Below are 13,969 nucleotides of genomic sequence, written 5' to 3' on the forward strand. Positions count from 1 at the left end.
CGCCCGGCTCCGGTCATGTAATATGTAACTGGTTGAGAAATATCGAAAGGTTTGTCATGCGACGGGAGTTGTTTGCGGATGTGACGATTGCTGCGCGGCCGGATGAGGTCTGGCATGTGCTGGTGGATCTGTCCAGCTGGCCGCGTTGGAATCCAGTGGTCCGGGAAGTGGACGGACAGTTGGAAACCGGCCACATGTTGTCGCTGACGGTGGAAGAGGGTGGCCGCTCCCGACGCCTGCAGGCGGAGTGCATGCGGGTGTTGCCGGCGCAGGAGCTCAGCTGGTTACGGCGTTGGCATGTGCCGGGCCTGCTGGACAGCGAAGAGCGTCTGGTGCTGGAAGAGGTCGAGGAAGGCGCTACCCGCCTGCTGGTGCGGCAGCGGTTGAGTGGCATCCTGCTGCCGTTCCTGTGGCGCAGACTGCGACCGCGACTCGGCCGCGCTGGCTGGCAGGTGGCGAAGGCGGTGAAGGCCGCTGCCGAGCAGTGACGCAGATACCAGGGCTGATCTGGGTTGCGCGGTGCGTTACGCGCTGCGCGCTAACACACCCTACAGCGGGCATCGGCACCCGTAGGGTGCGTTAGGCCAAAGGCCGTAACGCACCATGACGGCGGTGGTTTCGCCCGCCCCACACCAAGGCACAAACGTTGGGCCGGTACGCCGCTCATGGACCGTCAGCGACAGGGATGTCGCTGTCGAGCCCCCATGGATGGGTTTACGGCGTGTCCATGAGTGGCGTACCGGCCCAACGTTTCCCCGATATCAGCCGTAGGGTGTGTTAGCGCGCAGCGCGTAACGCACCGCAACCCACGTCTGGACGGCCGTTTCCCCGCTTGCCTTACGAGGCCAGGCGCTTGTACTTGATGCGATGCGGGTTCAGGGCCTCGTCACCGAGGCGTTTCTTGCGATCCGCCTCGTAGTCGCTGTAGTTGCCGGTGAAGAAGGTCACCTGGCTGTCGCCCTCGAAGGCGAGGATGTGGGTTGCGATGCGGTCCAGGAACCAGCGATCGTGGGAGATCACCACCGCACAGCCGGGGAAGGTCAGCAGCGCCTCCTCCAGCGCCCGCAGGGTTTCCACATCCAGATCGTTGGTGGGCTCATCGAGCAGCAGGGTGTTGCCGCCGGATTTCAGTAGTTTGGCCAGATGTACCCGATTCCGCTCCCCGCCGGACAGATCACCGATGTACTTCTGCTGATCCGATCCCTTGAAGTTGAAGCGCCCCACGTAGGCCCGGGAGTTCACCTCGTAACTACCCACCTGGATGTTGTCCAGGCCGTCGGAGATTTCCTGCCAGACGGTGTTTTCGCCATTCAGGCTGTCGCGGCTCTGGTCCACGTAGGCCAGTTCTACCGTGTCGCCGATTACAACCTCGCCGGCATCGGGCTTCTCCTCGCCGGTCATCAGGCGGAATAGAGTGGTCTTCCCGGCGCCGTTGGGGCCGATGACACCGACGATGCCGCCGGGCGGCAGGGCAAAATCCAGGTTCTCGTAGAGCAGCACGTCGCCGAACGCCTTGCTCACGCCGTGGAACTCCGCCACCTTGTCGCCGAGTCGCGGACCCGGCGGGATATAGAGTTCCTGGGTCTCGTTGCGTTTCTGGAATTCCCTGGACTGCAGTTCGTCGAATCGCGCCAGTCGTGCCTTGCTCTTGGCCTGACGCCCCTTGGGGTTCTGCCGCACCCATTCCAGCTCTGCCTTAATGGCGCGGTTGTGAGATGCCTGCTGCTTCTTCTCCTGCTCGAGCCGGGCTTCCTTCTGCTCAAGCCAGGAGGAGTAGTTGCCCTGCCAGGGGATACCGTGACCGCGGTCCAGTTCGAGAATCCAGCCGGCGACGTTGTCGAGGAAGTAGCGATCGTGAGTCACCGCCACGACGGTGCCGGGGAACTCCGCCAGGAAACGCTCCAGCCAGGCCACGCTCTCGGCATCGAGATGGTTGGTGGGTTCGTCCAGCAGCAGCATGTCCGGGCTGGACAACAACAGACGGCATAGCGCCACCCGGCGGCGCTCACCGCCGGAGAGCTTGGTCACGTCCGCCTCCCACGGGGGTAGACGCAGGGCATCGGCGGCCTGCTCCAGCTTGCGCTCCAGGTCCCAGGCGCCGGCGGCTTCGATCTTGTCCTGCAACTCGGCCTGTTTGGCCATGAGTTTGTCGAAGTCGGCGTCCGGGTCGGCCATCTGGTTGGAGACGTCGTTGAATTCATCGAGCAGCGCCTTGATTGACGCCACACCTTCCTCGACGTTACCGCGCACGTCCTTTTCCGGGTCGAGCTGCGGTTCCTGGGGCAGGTAGCCGATGTTGGTGCCCGGTTGCGGTCGGGCCTCGCCCTCGATCTCCGTGTCCAGCCCCGCCATGATGCGCAACAGGGTGGATTTGCCCGAGCCGTTGAGGCCGAGTACGCCGATCTTCGCGCCGGGGAAAAAGGACAGGGAGATGTCCTTGAGGATCTCGCGCTTGGGCGGCACGATCTTGCTCACCCGGTTCATGGTGTAGATGTACTGCGCCATTGCGATTTACGCCTGTGCCTGCCTGAAAGGGGCCCTCATTATCCAGATGGCCCGGGCATTATCCAAGGACTGTGGTTTCAGGGCCGCCACCAGCGGCTTGGTTTCTCCCACGCCCAGTCCAGCTCCAGGGTTCGGGTGTCCGGGTCGTAGCGGTAGACGTTGATGCCGCCGCCATCGCGCTGCCCGGTGACCAGCAGGTTCGCCTCCGGCGCCGTGGCGATACTGGCGTTGCGGGCGTAGCTGCTCACCGAGGGGAAGGGATCGTCTCCGAGGGGCAGGATGGCATGGGCAAACGGGTCACCCAACTCGTAGAGGACCGCGAAAGGTTGCCGCGTGTGAAAGACCAGGTATTCCGTCTCGCTGATGAACTGCACGGCCACCATGCTGTGGCCGTAGAACCCTTCCGGGAAGTCGTCGGGGTAGTGGAGGCGCATGCCGGAGGTGTCTCGGTTCTTCGGCGAACCCATTTCATGTCCACCGACAAAGACGCCGGTCCCGATCCGGGACACCCGATAGGCCAACTCTCCGCTGTCAGTTCTCCACACGAAGCTTAGGCCGTTTTCGTCGACACTGACGACGTGGGTGCCGTCGGGGCTCAAGGTGGCGTAGGTCTTGGCCGCGTTGCCGGGTAGTTTGTACTTCGGTTCGTTTTCGCAGAAATTCCAGAGCACCACGCCCGCATAGTTCGAAAATACAGGTGGCGGGTTCTTGACTGGTGTCGACATCTCCTCCCGGTCCGTGCCGTCTCCCGCGGTCAACAAGAGGCAAGTTTCCTCGTGAATCGCCAAATTCAGGAGTTTGCCAATCCCCCTGAAACCTGGGCTATTGCCATCTCGCTTGACGGCCTCAACCTTATCGTGTTCACGACGAAAAACGTTCCAGTTCTCATCGACTGCGAGATAGATATCCCGCCCTTTGGTAATCACATGCCCGTAGGCGTGAAAGCCCTTGAACTGTTCTAGGAGTTCCCCATCGAAATTCTGTATGAATACCTCGCCATGGAAATCCTGCCACATGAAGAAGGCGTCATCGTCGGAGACAAATGCGGAGTAGATATTGGCATTATCTGCTTGGGTTTTTGAGTCTCCGGTCTGGAGATCCCAAATCGTCAGGGTACCATCGCGATGCGTGCTTACAGCGTAATCACCCGATGAGGTGACGCCAACTGTCACCACGGGGGATCCGGGATTCACCGTCCCCATCATCGCGATCGCGATGATGGGTAGAAGTATCAGTGGAAATGCGAAACACAGCTTTCTCATCGGTAGCCCCCGAAGCCGGAATAATCCAGCAGCGCCCGCATAATGCGATCCCGATAAATCTCCTCGAACAGTCGTCTACTTGGGTAGCGCATGCCTGAATGGCTGAACAGGACGTCGGTTTGGTCGACTTCCTCGAGAGAGCCCTGATCAAGCATGTCGCCGAGTGGCGCATGGCGACGCATCGCAGCCTCGTCCCACTGCCAGCCAAGTGCTGGTTCCACGGGCAGGCCCACAAGCCAGTTCTGCCGGATGCCCTCGTGGAGGTTGGCGCGAATATGGGCGAGCAACTCGTCATCGAAACGACCATGCATGGCCCAGGGGAGCAGAAGATCCGGCAGCCGAGCTTGCCCGGTCAGCAGGGACTCGGCTGGAATGCGGTTGAGCGCTTTGGCCTCCTGCTCTATCTGAGGCCAGACCAGGCGCTCGAAGAGCCGCAAATCGGCCTCGCTGCCGCCCGGGTTGTTGGGGTTGACCTGCGGATGGCGGCTCATCAGCCATCGGCGCAGGGAACCGTTCAGCCAGTATTTCCGCTCGTAAAGCCCGTGGGCCAATCCAAGGACGTTGTCCTTGGGATCGACCACGGCGTCGCTGGGACGCGTGCGCTGCGACTCGTCGGTGACATCGTCTTGGGCTACCGGGAATGTTGACGCCTGCCCGGTCTCTTGACCCCTTGGGCTTGCTCCCAAAACGCCATCCCGGCGGCTGTGCAGCACCAGGATGCGTTCGACTCCTCGATGGGCGGCGGGGAAGTGCTCATGACCGAGACTCGGGGCGTCCGCAGGGGCGGGTGCGAGTGAGCTTTGTGACACGGCTGGCTGCCAGAGGATGAGTTGCCGGATCGGTGGCGCGCCGAGTTCGGCACGCAGGTTGAGCGCTGTGAGCGCTACCCGCGCACCGAGACTGTGCGAGATGAGATTGACCTGAATACCAGCCTCGCTCAGCTGCTGAAGTACCGGCAGCAAACGTCGGCCGGCCAGGTTGGCGGACAGTTCACCTTCCCAGAAACGTGTGGCGCCGAGATCACCGCTCCACGTCACGCCCACGATTCTCGTGTATTTCGAATGGTCGATGCCGTCGAAACCGGCAGCGCGATTGAGCTGATATTCCATTGTCAGAAGCCAGCCGTGGGCTTCGCTCCCGTTGAGCTGGTTATCTTCGGGGAGCCGTGCCTCGGCGCTGCCCGGTTCCGGCCTGTCGAGCCCAGGGCAGGCGTCGGGGTAGGCCCGTTGCAGCGCAGCCGCATCGCGGTAGACCGGCATGGGCACGGGAACCGTTTCGCCGACGCCAAGGCAGGCTGCCGCTGAATCCGTGCCTGCGGACTGGGCGCTCACGCCGAGCACCCCAGGGCCATAGGCCCCCAGGGGCACGTTGTAGCCATGGATGAACAGCGTGGCGTTATTGCCGTTGCGCTGCATGGCCGCGATGGTGTGCTCAGGGAGTAGGGCGGGCTTACCGTTGGCTGCTTCGTCGCGGAGACTGAGTAGTATTGCCGGTGGCAGCACGGTGATGGAGAGTTCGGTCGCGATGCTGCCGAGATCGGACTCCCTCAGCCACGGCGCGGTACCCGGGGGGCAGTCGCAACCGTTGATGCGGGTGATGGCGAGCCCTTCGCCGGTGCTTTCCCAGGTGCCGTGCACTTGAAACCGACCGATGGGGACGGATTGGAACTGCGCTTCTCCGTTGCTGACGACGGCGCTGTGGCTCCTGCCGCCCGCATCTATCAGCGTCAGGTCGACATCGGCTTCAAGCGGGTGTCCGTCGTTGGTAAGCAGCGCGATATCCAGATCGCGGGTCAACGCGAGATCATGGGATGGCGCGCTTTCTTGCCCTCGTGCGGTTACGGTGAAGCGCAGATGTTCGGTGGGTCGGCCGGCAGCAATGACCAGCTCTGCTGCTCCCGGGCGCGAGAGTGTGGAGAGCGGGCAATAGGCCGTCTCCACGCCGTTTCCGCAGTCGAGACTGTGAGTGACTTCCCCGAGGGTCGCGGAGTCCTGACCGAGTACGCGTAGGACGCGGACGTCGACCGGCTCCCCGGTCTCAAGTTGTTGAACGGTGAAGACGGTGGGAAGTTGCGTGTCAGCGACGTCAGATTCTAGTGCCAGTTGACGGTCGCCCCAGCGCAACGCCGTAACCCCCGGTTCATCCGGTGCGGTGATCCGCGCGACGGCGGCTGGCGCCTTCGGAGCCGCCGGTACGGGCTCGTCGGGGCGGTGTGCTCCGGGGACGTTGAACAGCAGCTTGCCGTTGAAGGTGACACCCTGCTGGCTGCGGAAGGTGACATTGTGGCCAAAGAGCCGCACGCTGCCGTCGCGCTTGATGGTCCAGCCGCCGCCGTTCTGGTGCACGGTCATGTCACCGCCGCCGTTACCGCGGATCGCGAGCGGCCCATGGGCCTGGAGGATGAGGTTGCCGTTCTCGATGCGGCTGGTGAAGTCGCCGGTCACCCGCATGCGGCAGTCGCCGTTGGCGGTGAGCCGCATCTCCTGGCCGCTGTTCAGTTGGATGTCACCCTGGGCCTTGGCGTTTATCCCCTTGGCAGCCCGCAGGCTATGGCCGGTAGCGGCCTGGCGGTGGAGGCGACCGGTTTTCGTTTCGGTGGTGTGTTGGCCCTGCACGGTCTCGGTTTCACTGGCGCCAACGCGGCGCTGATGGGTGGCGCCTGCCGCCCAGCGCGCATTGCCGCCCGCCTGCAACTGCAAGCCGCCGAGCGAGGCGGCGACCCGCACCATGGGGTTGTCGGGGTGGGCCTGCATGGTGAGGATGGTCTCGCCGTTGAGCGTATTCAGCGTAATGCGCTCGGCACGGCGGCGGTCATCCAGGGTGAGGGCGTTGCCGGCGGGGGTAAGAATGCGGTGTTCGCTGGGGTTTTTGCTGGTGACCGGGCCGGGGGCCTGTGCATTGGGGGCGTAGCCGACCACATAGGGCTGGTCGGCGTCGTTGTTCATGCAGGAGAGCAGCACCTCGGCACCGTCGGTGAGCGGGAAGTGCCAGCCTGCCGGGGGCTGGCCGCGTCGGGACGGGCTGGCGTGGGGGGTCAACCGGGGCAGCGGTGGCGAGGCATCGGCCTGTGCCCGGCGGGCACGGTCAAAGCCCGCCCGCAGGCGGTAGCGCCCGGCGGCATCCAGCTCGGCGTAGCGGCCATGGGCCTCTACCCGGGCGGGGATCAGCATGGCGCGCTCGGGCTGGGGTGCGGCCTCGCTGCGGATGCTGGACGAGAGTGGCGCCCCCTGGGCGGTGACCCAGAGGCCACTGGGGGGCTCGCCGGCGTGGGGGTGGGGGAGCACCACGCGCAGCGCGCTCTGCACGATGCAGTAGCCGTGGGTCTCGCCTTCGATTTCAAGCCGCCGCCCGGGGGCGAGGTCGGCGAGCGCGCCATCGAGAATACGTTGACTGCCGCTGGAGCGCAGGTGATCAGCGGGGACCAGGGGCCCTTTGGGCCTGTATTCAAAGGGGTCTGCCTCCGGTGAACCGAACACCGCCGGCTGTCCCGCCGGTGCCCATGCCGGGTCGTTCCGGCGGTTACGCCCCTTCGGGTCGGGACGCACTGCGCGCTGGGGGATGGGGTAGGCGCCGTCCTCGGCATCGGTAAAGAACCGGCAGCTTTGCAGCGCGCCATGCACCAGAGCCGCATCGCTCTGGCCGCTGTCCGGTCGCACCGGCACGGTGCCGCGATCAAGCACATCAGCGGCGGCCGGGTCATCGAAGCAGTGCAGCCACTCGCCATGCTCGTCCACCCCGCAGCACCACTGGATGCCGGCACGGGCGAGCAGGCGGGTGACAAAGGCGAGATCGCTCTCCTCGGCCTGCACCGTCCAGGGCCTGACGGGGTAGTCGCCCCGGAGGCTCCAGCGCACGCGTACATCCAGCCCGCCGTGCTCGGCGATCACCAGGCCCACCAGGTCGGGGACGCTCAGATCCCGCAGGATGCGGGTGCGCTGTCGCAGGCCAAGCAGGGTGAGGCCGGGTTCCACCCAGAGCACGATGCGCTGGCGCCCGGTGCCCACGGGCTCGCGGTCGAGCATCTCCACCACCCGGCCACCGAGTACACGGCTGATGCCGTCCGGTCCGGTGAGGGTGATGGTGGCGATCTCCCCCAGCCAGGGGGAGGCATCGAAGGCGCGGGCCATGGTGCCGTCGATGCGGTAGAGCGGCAGGCCGCTCAGCACCTCGGCGGTGGCAAGCGCGTAGATGTCGGTCACCGGCACATCGCCCACCCGGGCGACGATGGTGGTTGTGCCGCGTGCGTCAATGGCAGGCATGGGCATCGTCCCTGATTGCTGACCCGCCCATCCTGGGCCGGCTGATTAATTCAGAAATGAGTCTGGCAGGAGTGCGGGTGTTTGCCAAGGTTGCGCAACTGATCCTTCGAAAGCCGATTCGACGTTCGCAGCGTTAGGCAGCTTTGTGACGGCCTCCGCACCGCCGGTGACTGGCCATGCGGCAAACTAGTGCCTTCGTCCAAAGGAATCGGGGAGTCTCATGTCCGCAAGTATTGCGCCCGCCATTACCCCTTACTGGCATCGGATGCCGTCGTTCTTCGCCTGGCCGCTGCGTCGTCCGGCGCTGGATCTGCTGTTGATTACCGTGGCCCTGGGTGTCGTGCCCGCACTCACGGGGTCGGGCCTGATCGCCTTCGGCTGCGCCCTGGCCATGCTGTTCCTGCTCTGCAAGTATGGCTACGAGAGCCTGCAGACCACCGCCGCGGGTGACGACGAGCCGCCGGCGTTGTCGGATGCGCTAAGTGGTGAGGGTTACGTGCTGCCGTTGAAGCAGTTCGGGGTGCTGATCGCACTCATGTTCATGGTGATCGTGGCCTGGCAGCTCGGCGGGGCCTGGCTGGGGGTGCCGGCCATCTTCGCCATCACCCTGCTGTTTCCGGCCACCGTGATCCTGCTAGCTATGGAGCGTAGCTTTCTGACCGCCGTGAACCCGATGCGGCTGATGGCGTTGGCCACCGCCATTGGTTGGCCCTACCTTGGCCTGTTCGGCCTGTTGCTCTGCATCCAGATCGCCACCGGTACCAGCCTCGCCCTAGTGGAGATGCTCATGCCGGGCGAGTCCGGCCTTGCCGTCAACATCGCCACCGGCACGTTTCTTGGCAATTACTTCTGGCTGATGGCCTTCCACATGATGGGTTACGTGGTTTACCAGTACCACGATCGGCTGGGTTACAGCGCTATCGATCCCCAGGAGGAAGGCTTCGAGAGCGAGCTGGGTCTGTTCCACGAGCTGATGGAGCAGCAGAATCACGCCGCCGCCCTGGCGGAGCTGAGGCGGGTGATCGATCTGTATCCGGATGAGCCCTCGCTGCGGCGACGGCTCTTGCAACTGGCCCGCCTGAGTGGTGATTCCGCAACGCTCATTCGTGAAGGGAAGCCGGCTATCGGCGCCAGCATCCGGGCGGGCCGGCTCGGCGAAGCCACCGAGATCTACCTGGATTGCATTGCCGCGAAGGCGGATTTCCAGCCTGCCGATGTGGATCAGCACGAGCCGCTGGCCCGGGAGTTGCGCAGCCGTGGGCTTACCCGGGACGCGATGGCCCTGCTCAACGGCTTGCATCAGCGCTATCCCGACAGCCCGCACATACCGAGAGCCTATCTGCTTGCCGCCCGCATTTTCCTGGACGATCTGGGCAAGCCCGACCAGGCCGGGAAAATCCTGCATTTCATTGGCAAGCGTTTTCCGGACAACGACTACCAGCCCGAAATAGAGTCCCTGCTACGGAGCGTGGCGCGCGCGAAGAATCAGGGCTAGCCACCGACCTGTGCGCCGGAGGGAGCAACCGGGCTGCGGCCGACATGCATGCGGCGCAGCAGCCCACGGCCGTACTCCGCTTCCTGGGAGGTCGGGTACTCCTCAAGCAAGGCCTGCAGCTGTGGTTGGGCGCGCTCCGGGTGGCCAGCGCGCAGGTGCATCTCCGCCAGGGCGACGCGCACCGTGGCGGCCTGGGGAAGCCGTTTGTCGGTCACCAGCCGACCCAGTTCCTCGGCCTCGGCACGGGCGTCAAGCCGCGCGAAGCGCAGGGCCAGCACCTGAATCTGGCGTCCGGTGAGGCGAGGCTTCGGTTTCGCCCGGCGCCGATAATCCTGGTAGACCTCCAGCACCACCTGCTCGTCGTCACGATGCCTTGCCGTCCAGTCCAGCAGCTGCTGGCTGACCTGGTGATAGCGAGCACTGTCGGGTTGAAGCCTGAGGCAGCGGTGGATGCGGTGGAGCACCGCGAGATTATCGGGCTCTCGGGCGTACTGGTTCTCGAGCAATGGCAGGGCGCCTGCGTAATCGAGCTCCCGTAGGCGCTGTTCGATAAGGGCCGTGTCGCGCTCACGCTCTGCCACTGCATCGGCTTCCCGCAGGAAGTCCTGGTTGATGGCGGTTGGCCAGGCCAGTCGCAGACCCGCACCGAACAATGCGCCCACGACGAGCCCCACCGCGTGTGCCCCGTAGTGCGTGCTGCTGTCCGTGGACAACCATAGCCAGTTGAGCAGTTCCCATCCCAGCCACAGGGGTAGCAGCAGCAGCGCCGGCGCGCGGGTGTAGTTGAAATAGACACCGACGAAATAGAAGAAGCGCACTTTCTGCAGCCCGAACAGCACCGCATAGAGGCCCATGAGAACTGCAATTGCGCCTGAAGCCCCCACGCCGGGAATGAGCCTGTCCGGTGTGAACAGCAAATCCGCTGCGCCAACCAGAACGCCGCCCAGCAGGTAGGCGGCAAGCATCCGATGCCAGCCGATGGTGAGTTCCACCAGCATCCCCAGGGCGATCAGGAAGACCAGGTTGCCGAGCAGGTGAAACACGTCGCCATGCAGGAAGACGTGGGTGAGCAGCGTTTCAGCCTGGAAGTCGCCGGGCTTCAGCCCGAAACGCCAGAAGGTGATGCCGTCCATGTGGCTGCGCAGGGTATGGCGATCGGCCCGCCAGTCAATGAATGCCGGGTCATCTGCGGTGATGACCTGCCCTGCGAGCAGCCTGTGGGCGAAGTCCTCATCGCGAACGATGCTCCAGTGAACCGCCGTTGGCCCGACATCATCCGCCCTCGCGTCTACCAGCCAGTGTTCGGGGTCGCGATGCCGGAGATCCTGCTGGTAACGATCCAGTTCCAGGGCCATCAGCCCCGACTGCTCGTAGAAATCCATGGCAATGCGATGCCGCTGGTCCTCGCCGGTCTGGAACAGCAGGAAGACCAGCACCGTAACCAGCCCGAGCCCGAGGGTCGCCGCCGGGGGGCGACGCCAGTCGAGCTTGCGGTCCAGCGGTATCAGCAGCACGCCATGTTGGTTCCTGTCGTCAGCCCTTGCCGCGGGTACGCGTTGCGCCGCGGCGGCCATGTTTCTCCACGAACTGCACGATATGGCCGGCGATGTCCTTTCCCGTGGCCGTCTCGATACCTTCGAGGCCGGGTGAGGAATTCACTTCCAGAACCACCGGCCCATGGTTCGAGCGCATGATGTCCACCCCGGACACATTGAGCCCCATGATCTTCGCCGCCCGCACCGCCGTGGATCGCTCCTCCGGCGTGATGCGAATGGGCCGGACGCTACCGCCCCGGTGCACATTGGAGCGGAATTCGCCGTCTTTCGCCTGGCGCATCATGGAGCCAACGACCTTGTCGCCTACCACGAAGCAGCGGATATCTGAGCCGCCGGCTTCACTGATGAACTCCTGGGTGAGAAAGTAGGCGCGGAGGCCGCGAAAAGCGTCGATAACACTCTCTGCCGCCTTGTTGGTTTCCGCCAGTACCACGCCCTTGCCCTGGGTGCCCTCCAGCAGTTTGATGACCAAGGGGGCGCCGCCAACCATGTTAATGAGATCCAGGTTGTCATCCGGCGAGTAGCCAAAGCCGGTCACCGGCAAGCCGATGCCCTTCCGCGACAGCAGTTGCAGCGAGCGCAGTTTGTCCCGCGCGCGACTGATGGCTACCGATTCATTCACGCAGAATGTCCCCATCATCTCGAACTGTCGCACGACCGCGGTACCGTAAAACGTGATCGATGCCCCAATTCTCGGGATGACCGCGTCCGCCGGCTCGATGGCCATGCCGTTGTAGTGGATTTCCGGCCGATGGGAAGTGATGTTCATGTAGCAGCGCAGCGGATCAATGACCCGGGCAACATGGCCGCGGCTCTCTATGGCCTCCACCAGGCGCCGTGTGGAGTAGAGCTTGCGGTTACGGGACAGAATCACGATGTTGAGCGCGTCGGACATGCGTTGGGTTCCCTGATTGTCGCTCGGCTGGACGCCGCTGCTCACTGGCGCTGTGGTTGGGCGCAAAGAAAGGCGTGGCTCGGGTCAACGATGATACGGCGACGCATGGCCCGCCGTCCAAGCAGCATGCGAAAGCCCATGCTGTCGCGGTTGGTCAGCGTTATGTCGATGATCCATTGTCGGCCGCCAATCAGGATCGGCGTGCGAATCACCGGCCGTTCCTCGTGATGTCCGCTGGAACTGCGGACCAGGCGCTCGCCGACCAGATCGGCCTCGCAACGCACGGTGACGTCGCTGCGCCTCTGCAGCGGATGCACGTCAAAGCGCACGCGCTCCCGGCCATTCTCCGTGAAGCGGTGTACATGGATGGCGTGCAGCGCGGATGTCAGTGCGCCGGTGTCGACCTTCACCTTGATTGCCTGGATGCCCAGTACCGGAAGGCTGCCCCACTCCCGCCAACCAACAAGCAGCGGCTCGCGCTCGCCTTGCATGCTTCGCCCTCCCGTCGAATGGCGGCACTTTCGCGCATCCGCGTGACGCTGACAAGCCGGCGGCTGCGGGGCTGTGTCCCTGGTAGTGAACTGGCTGTCGTAATTGTCGGGGTTTCCGAGAGTTGCGCGGGTGCAAGGTGCCCGAGACTGGCGTATCATATGCGCCTTCCAAAAGGGCGGGCCCTCGTGGGCCGGCAGCCCTGATTACCGCGTCGCAACGTCGAGGATCCCCATGTTCACCACCGATCAGAACATCGCCAGCTTCGATCCCGAGCTGTGGTCCGCCATCGAGCAGGAAACCCGCAGGCAGGAAGAGCACATCGAGCTGATCGCTTCCGAGAACTATGCCAGTCCCCGCGTCCTGCAGGCCCAGGGCACGGTGCTGACGAACAAGTATGCGGAAGGCTACCCTGGCAAGCGCTACTACGGCGGCTGTGAATATGTGGACATCGCCGAGGAACTGGCCATCGAGCGCGCCAAGCAGCTGTTCGGTGCAGCCTATGCCAACGTGCAGCCGCACTCCGGCTCCCAGGCCAACGCGGCCGTCTACATGGCGCTCTGCAAGCCCGGTGACACCATACTCGGCATGAGCCTTGATCACGGCGGGCACCTGACCCACGGCGCCAAGGTGAATTTCTCCGGGAAGATCTTCAACGCCGTGCAGTACGGCCTGAACGCCGAGACTGGCGAGATCGACTACGAGCAGGTGGATCAGCTGGCCCAGGAGCATCGGCCGCGCATGATCGTGGCGGGCTTCTCCGCCTATTCCCGTGTGGTCGACTGGCAGCGTTTCCGGGATATCGCCGACAAGGTCGGTGCGTATCTGGTGGTGGACATGGCCCACGTCTCCGGGCTGGTGGCCGGTGGCCAGTATCCCAATCCGGTGCCCATTGCCGACGTCTGCACCACCACCACACACAAGGGCCTGCGTGGCCCCCGCGGCGGGTTGATCCTGGCGCGGGAAAACCCCGAGCTGACCAGGAAGTTCAACTCGCTGATCTTCCCGGGCACCCAGGGCGGGCCGCTGATGCACGTGATCGCCGCCAAGGCGGTGGCCTTCAAGGAGGCCCTGGATCCGTCGTTCAAGGACTACCAGCGGCGGGTTGTCGAGAATGCCCGCGCCATGGTCGAGGTGGTCATGGAGCGCGGCGTGGACGTGGTCTCCGACGGCACCGACAACCACCTGTTCCTCATCAGCCTGGTGCGCCGGGGTATCACCGGCAAGGATGCGGACGCAGCTCTTGGCCGCGCCAACATCACGGTGAACAAGAACGCCGTTCCCAATGATCCACAGTCGCCCTTCGTGACGTCAGGATTGCGGATCGGTACCTGCGCCATCACCACGCGTGGCTTCGACGCCGACGACTCGCGCAAGCTTGCACACTGGATCTGCGACGTGCTCGAAGACATCAATGACGAGACCGTCATCCAGCGGGTCAAGGGTGAGGTACTCGAGATCTGCAAGCGGCTGCCGGTTTACGAAGTGAATCGGATCCGCTGAGCCGA

At 64.2% G+C, this 13,969-nt stretch carries 9 protein-coding genes; 3 read left to right on the forward strand and 6 right to left on the reverse strand.

Annotation, left to right across the window (positions count from 1 at the left end; genetic code table 11):
- Positions 1–56 precede the first annotated feature (56 nt).
- Positions 57–488 carry an SRPBCC family protein gene (locus J2T57_RS18570; RefSeq protein ID WP_253483228.1) on the forward strand — a complete coding sequence of 144 codons (432 nt, stop codon included), beginning with the start codon at positions 57–59 and terminating at the stop codon, positions 486–488.
- Positions 489–837: 349 nt separating this feature from the next.
- Here the strand turns inward: J2T57_RS18570 and ettA are convergent, their stop codons facing one another.
- The 3 genes from ettA to J2T57_RS18585 form a co-directional block, all read right to left on the reverse strand.
- On the reverse strand, positions 838–2,505 hold the full coding sequence (gene ettA, locus J2T57_RS18575) for an energy-dependent translational throttle protein EttA (RefSeq protein WP_253483231.1): 1,668 nt from the start codon (positions 2,503–2,505) through the stop codon (positions 838–840).
- 77 nt (positions 2,506–2,582) lie between these two features.
- On the reverse strand, positions 2,583–3,710 hold the full coding sequence (locus tag J2T57_RS18580; protein WP_253483234.1) for a hypothetical protein: 1,128 nt from the start codon (positions 3,708–3,710) through the stop codon (positions 2,583–2,585).
- Between the two features lie 53 nt (positions 3,711–3,763).
- Complete coding sequence (locus J2T57_RS18585; protein WP_253483237.1) at positions 3,764–8,026, reverse strand: contractile injection system protein, VgrG/Pvc8 family; 4,263 nt, start codon at positions 8,024–8,026, stop codon at positions 3,764–3,766.
- A gap of 220 nt (positions 8,027–8,246) precedes the next feature.
- On the opposite strand from J2T57_RS18585, the gene J2T57_RS18590 reads away from it, so the two are divergent.
- Positions 8,247–9,521 (forward strand): tetratricopeptide repeat protein, encoded by a 1,275-nt coding sequence (locus J2T57_RS18590; protein WP_253483240.1) that lies wholly within the window; start codon positions 8,247–8,249, stop codon positions 9,519–9,521.
- Here the strand turns inward: J2T57_RS18590 and J2T57_RS18595 are convergent.
- From J2T57_RS18595 to J2T57_RS18605, 3 genes are read right to left on the reverse strand one after another with little or no spacing between them, the layout of a single operon-like run.
- Positions 9,518–11,095 (reverse strand): rhomboid family intramembrane serine protease, encoded by a 1,578-nt coding sequence (locus tag J2T57_RS18595; RefSeq protein WP_253483244.1) that lies wholly within the window; start codon positions 11,093–11,095, stop codon positions 9,518–9,520. The two genes, J2T57_RS18590 and J2T57_RS18595, sit on opposite strands and share 4 nt — an antisense overlap.
- On the reverse strand, positions 11,055–11,972 hold the full coding sequence (rimK, locus tag J2T57_RS18600; RefSeq protein ID WP_253483247.1) for a 30S ribosomal protein S6--L-glutamate ligase: 918 nt from the start codon (positions 11,970–11,972) through the stop codon (positions 11,055–11,057). Before rimK ends, J2T57_RS18595 begins: the two co-directional genes overlap by 41 nt.
- A 41-nt stretch (positions 11,973–12,013) precedes the next feature.
- Positions 12,014–12,463, reverse strand: coding sequence for an ATP-dependent zinc protease family protein (locus tag J2T57_RS18605; protein WP_253483250.1), 450 nt, complete (start codon positions 12,461–12,463; stop codon positions 12,014–12,016).
- Positions 12,464–12,695: 232 nt separating this feature from the next.
- Here J2T57_RS18605 and glyA point away from each other — a divergent pair, with 232 nt between their 5' ends.
- Entirely contained in the window at positions 12,696–13,964 is a 1,269-nt protein-coding gene (gene glyA / locus J2T57_RS18610; protein ID WP_253483253.1) for a serine hydroxymethyltransferase, read from the forward strand.
- The last annotated feature ends 5 nt before the right edge of the window (positions 13,965–13,969 follow it).

Origin of the sequence: Natronocella acetinitrilica (assembly GCF_024170285.1) — a bacterium.
Taxonomy (GTDB): Bacteria; Pseudomonadota; Gammaproteobacteria; order Nitrococcales; family Aquisalimonadaceae; genus Natronocella; species Natronocella acetinitrilica.

What these genes read in the sequence shown, in the direction of transcription:
- J2T57_RS18570 (WP_253483228.1), top strand. Translation starts at nt 57, where the DNA reads ATGCGACGGGAGTTGTTTGCGGATGTGACGATTGCTGCGCGGCCGGAT.
- ettA (WP_253483231.1), bottom strand. Translation starts at nt 2,505, where the DNA reads ATGGCGCAGTACATCTACACCATGAACCGGGTGAGCAAGATCGTGCCG.
- J2T57_RS18580 (WP_253483234.1), bottom strand. Translation starts at nt 3,710, where the DNA reads ATGATGGGGACGGTGAATCCCGGATCCCCCGTGGTGACAGTTGGCGTC.
- J2T57_RS18585 (WP_253483237.1), bottom strand. Translation starts at nt 8,026, where the DNA reads ATGCCTGCCATTGACGCACGCGGCACAACCACCATCGTCGCCCGGGTG.
- J2T57_RS18590 (WP_253483240.1), top strand. Translation starts at nt 8,247, where the DNA reads ATGTCCGCAAGTATTGCGCCCGCCATTACCCCTTACTGGCATCGGATG.
- J2T57_RS18595 (WP_253483244.1), bottom strand. Translation starts at nt 11,095, where the DNA reads ATGGCCGCCGCGGCGCAACGCGTACCCGCGGCAAGGGCTGACGACAGG.
- rimK (WP_253483247.1), bottom strand. Translation starts at nt 11,972, where the DNA reads ATGTCCGACGCGCTCAACATCGTGATTCTGTCCCGTAACCGCAAGCTC.
- J2T57_RS18605 (WP_253483250.1), bottom strand. Translation starts at nt 12,463, where the DNA reads ATGCAAGGCGAGCGCGAGCCGCTGCTTGTTGGTTGGCGGGAGTGGGGC.
- glyA (WP_253483253.1), top strand. Translation starts at nt 12,696, where the DNA reads ATGTTCACCACCGATCAGAACATCGCCAGCTTCGATCCCGAGCTGTGG.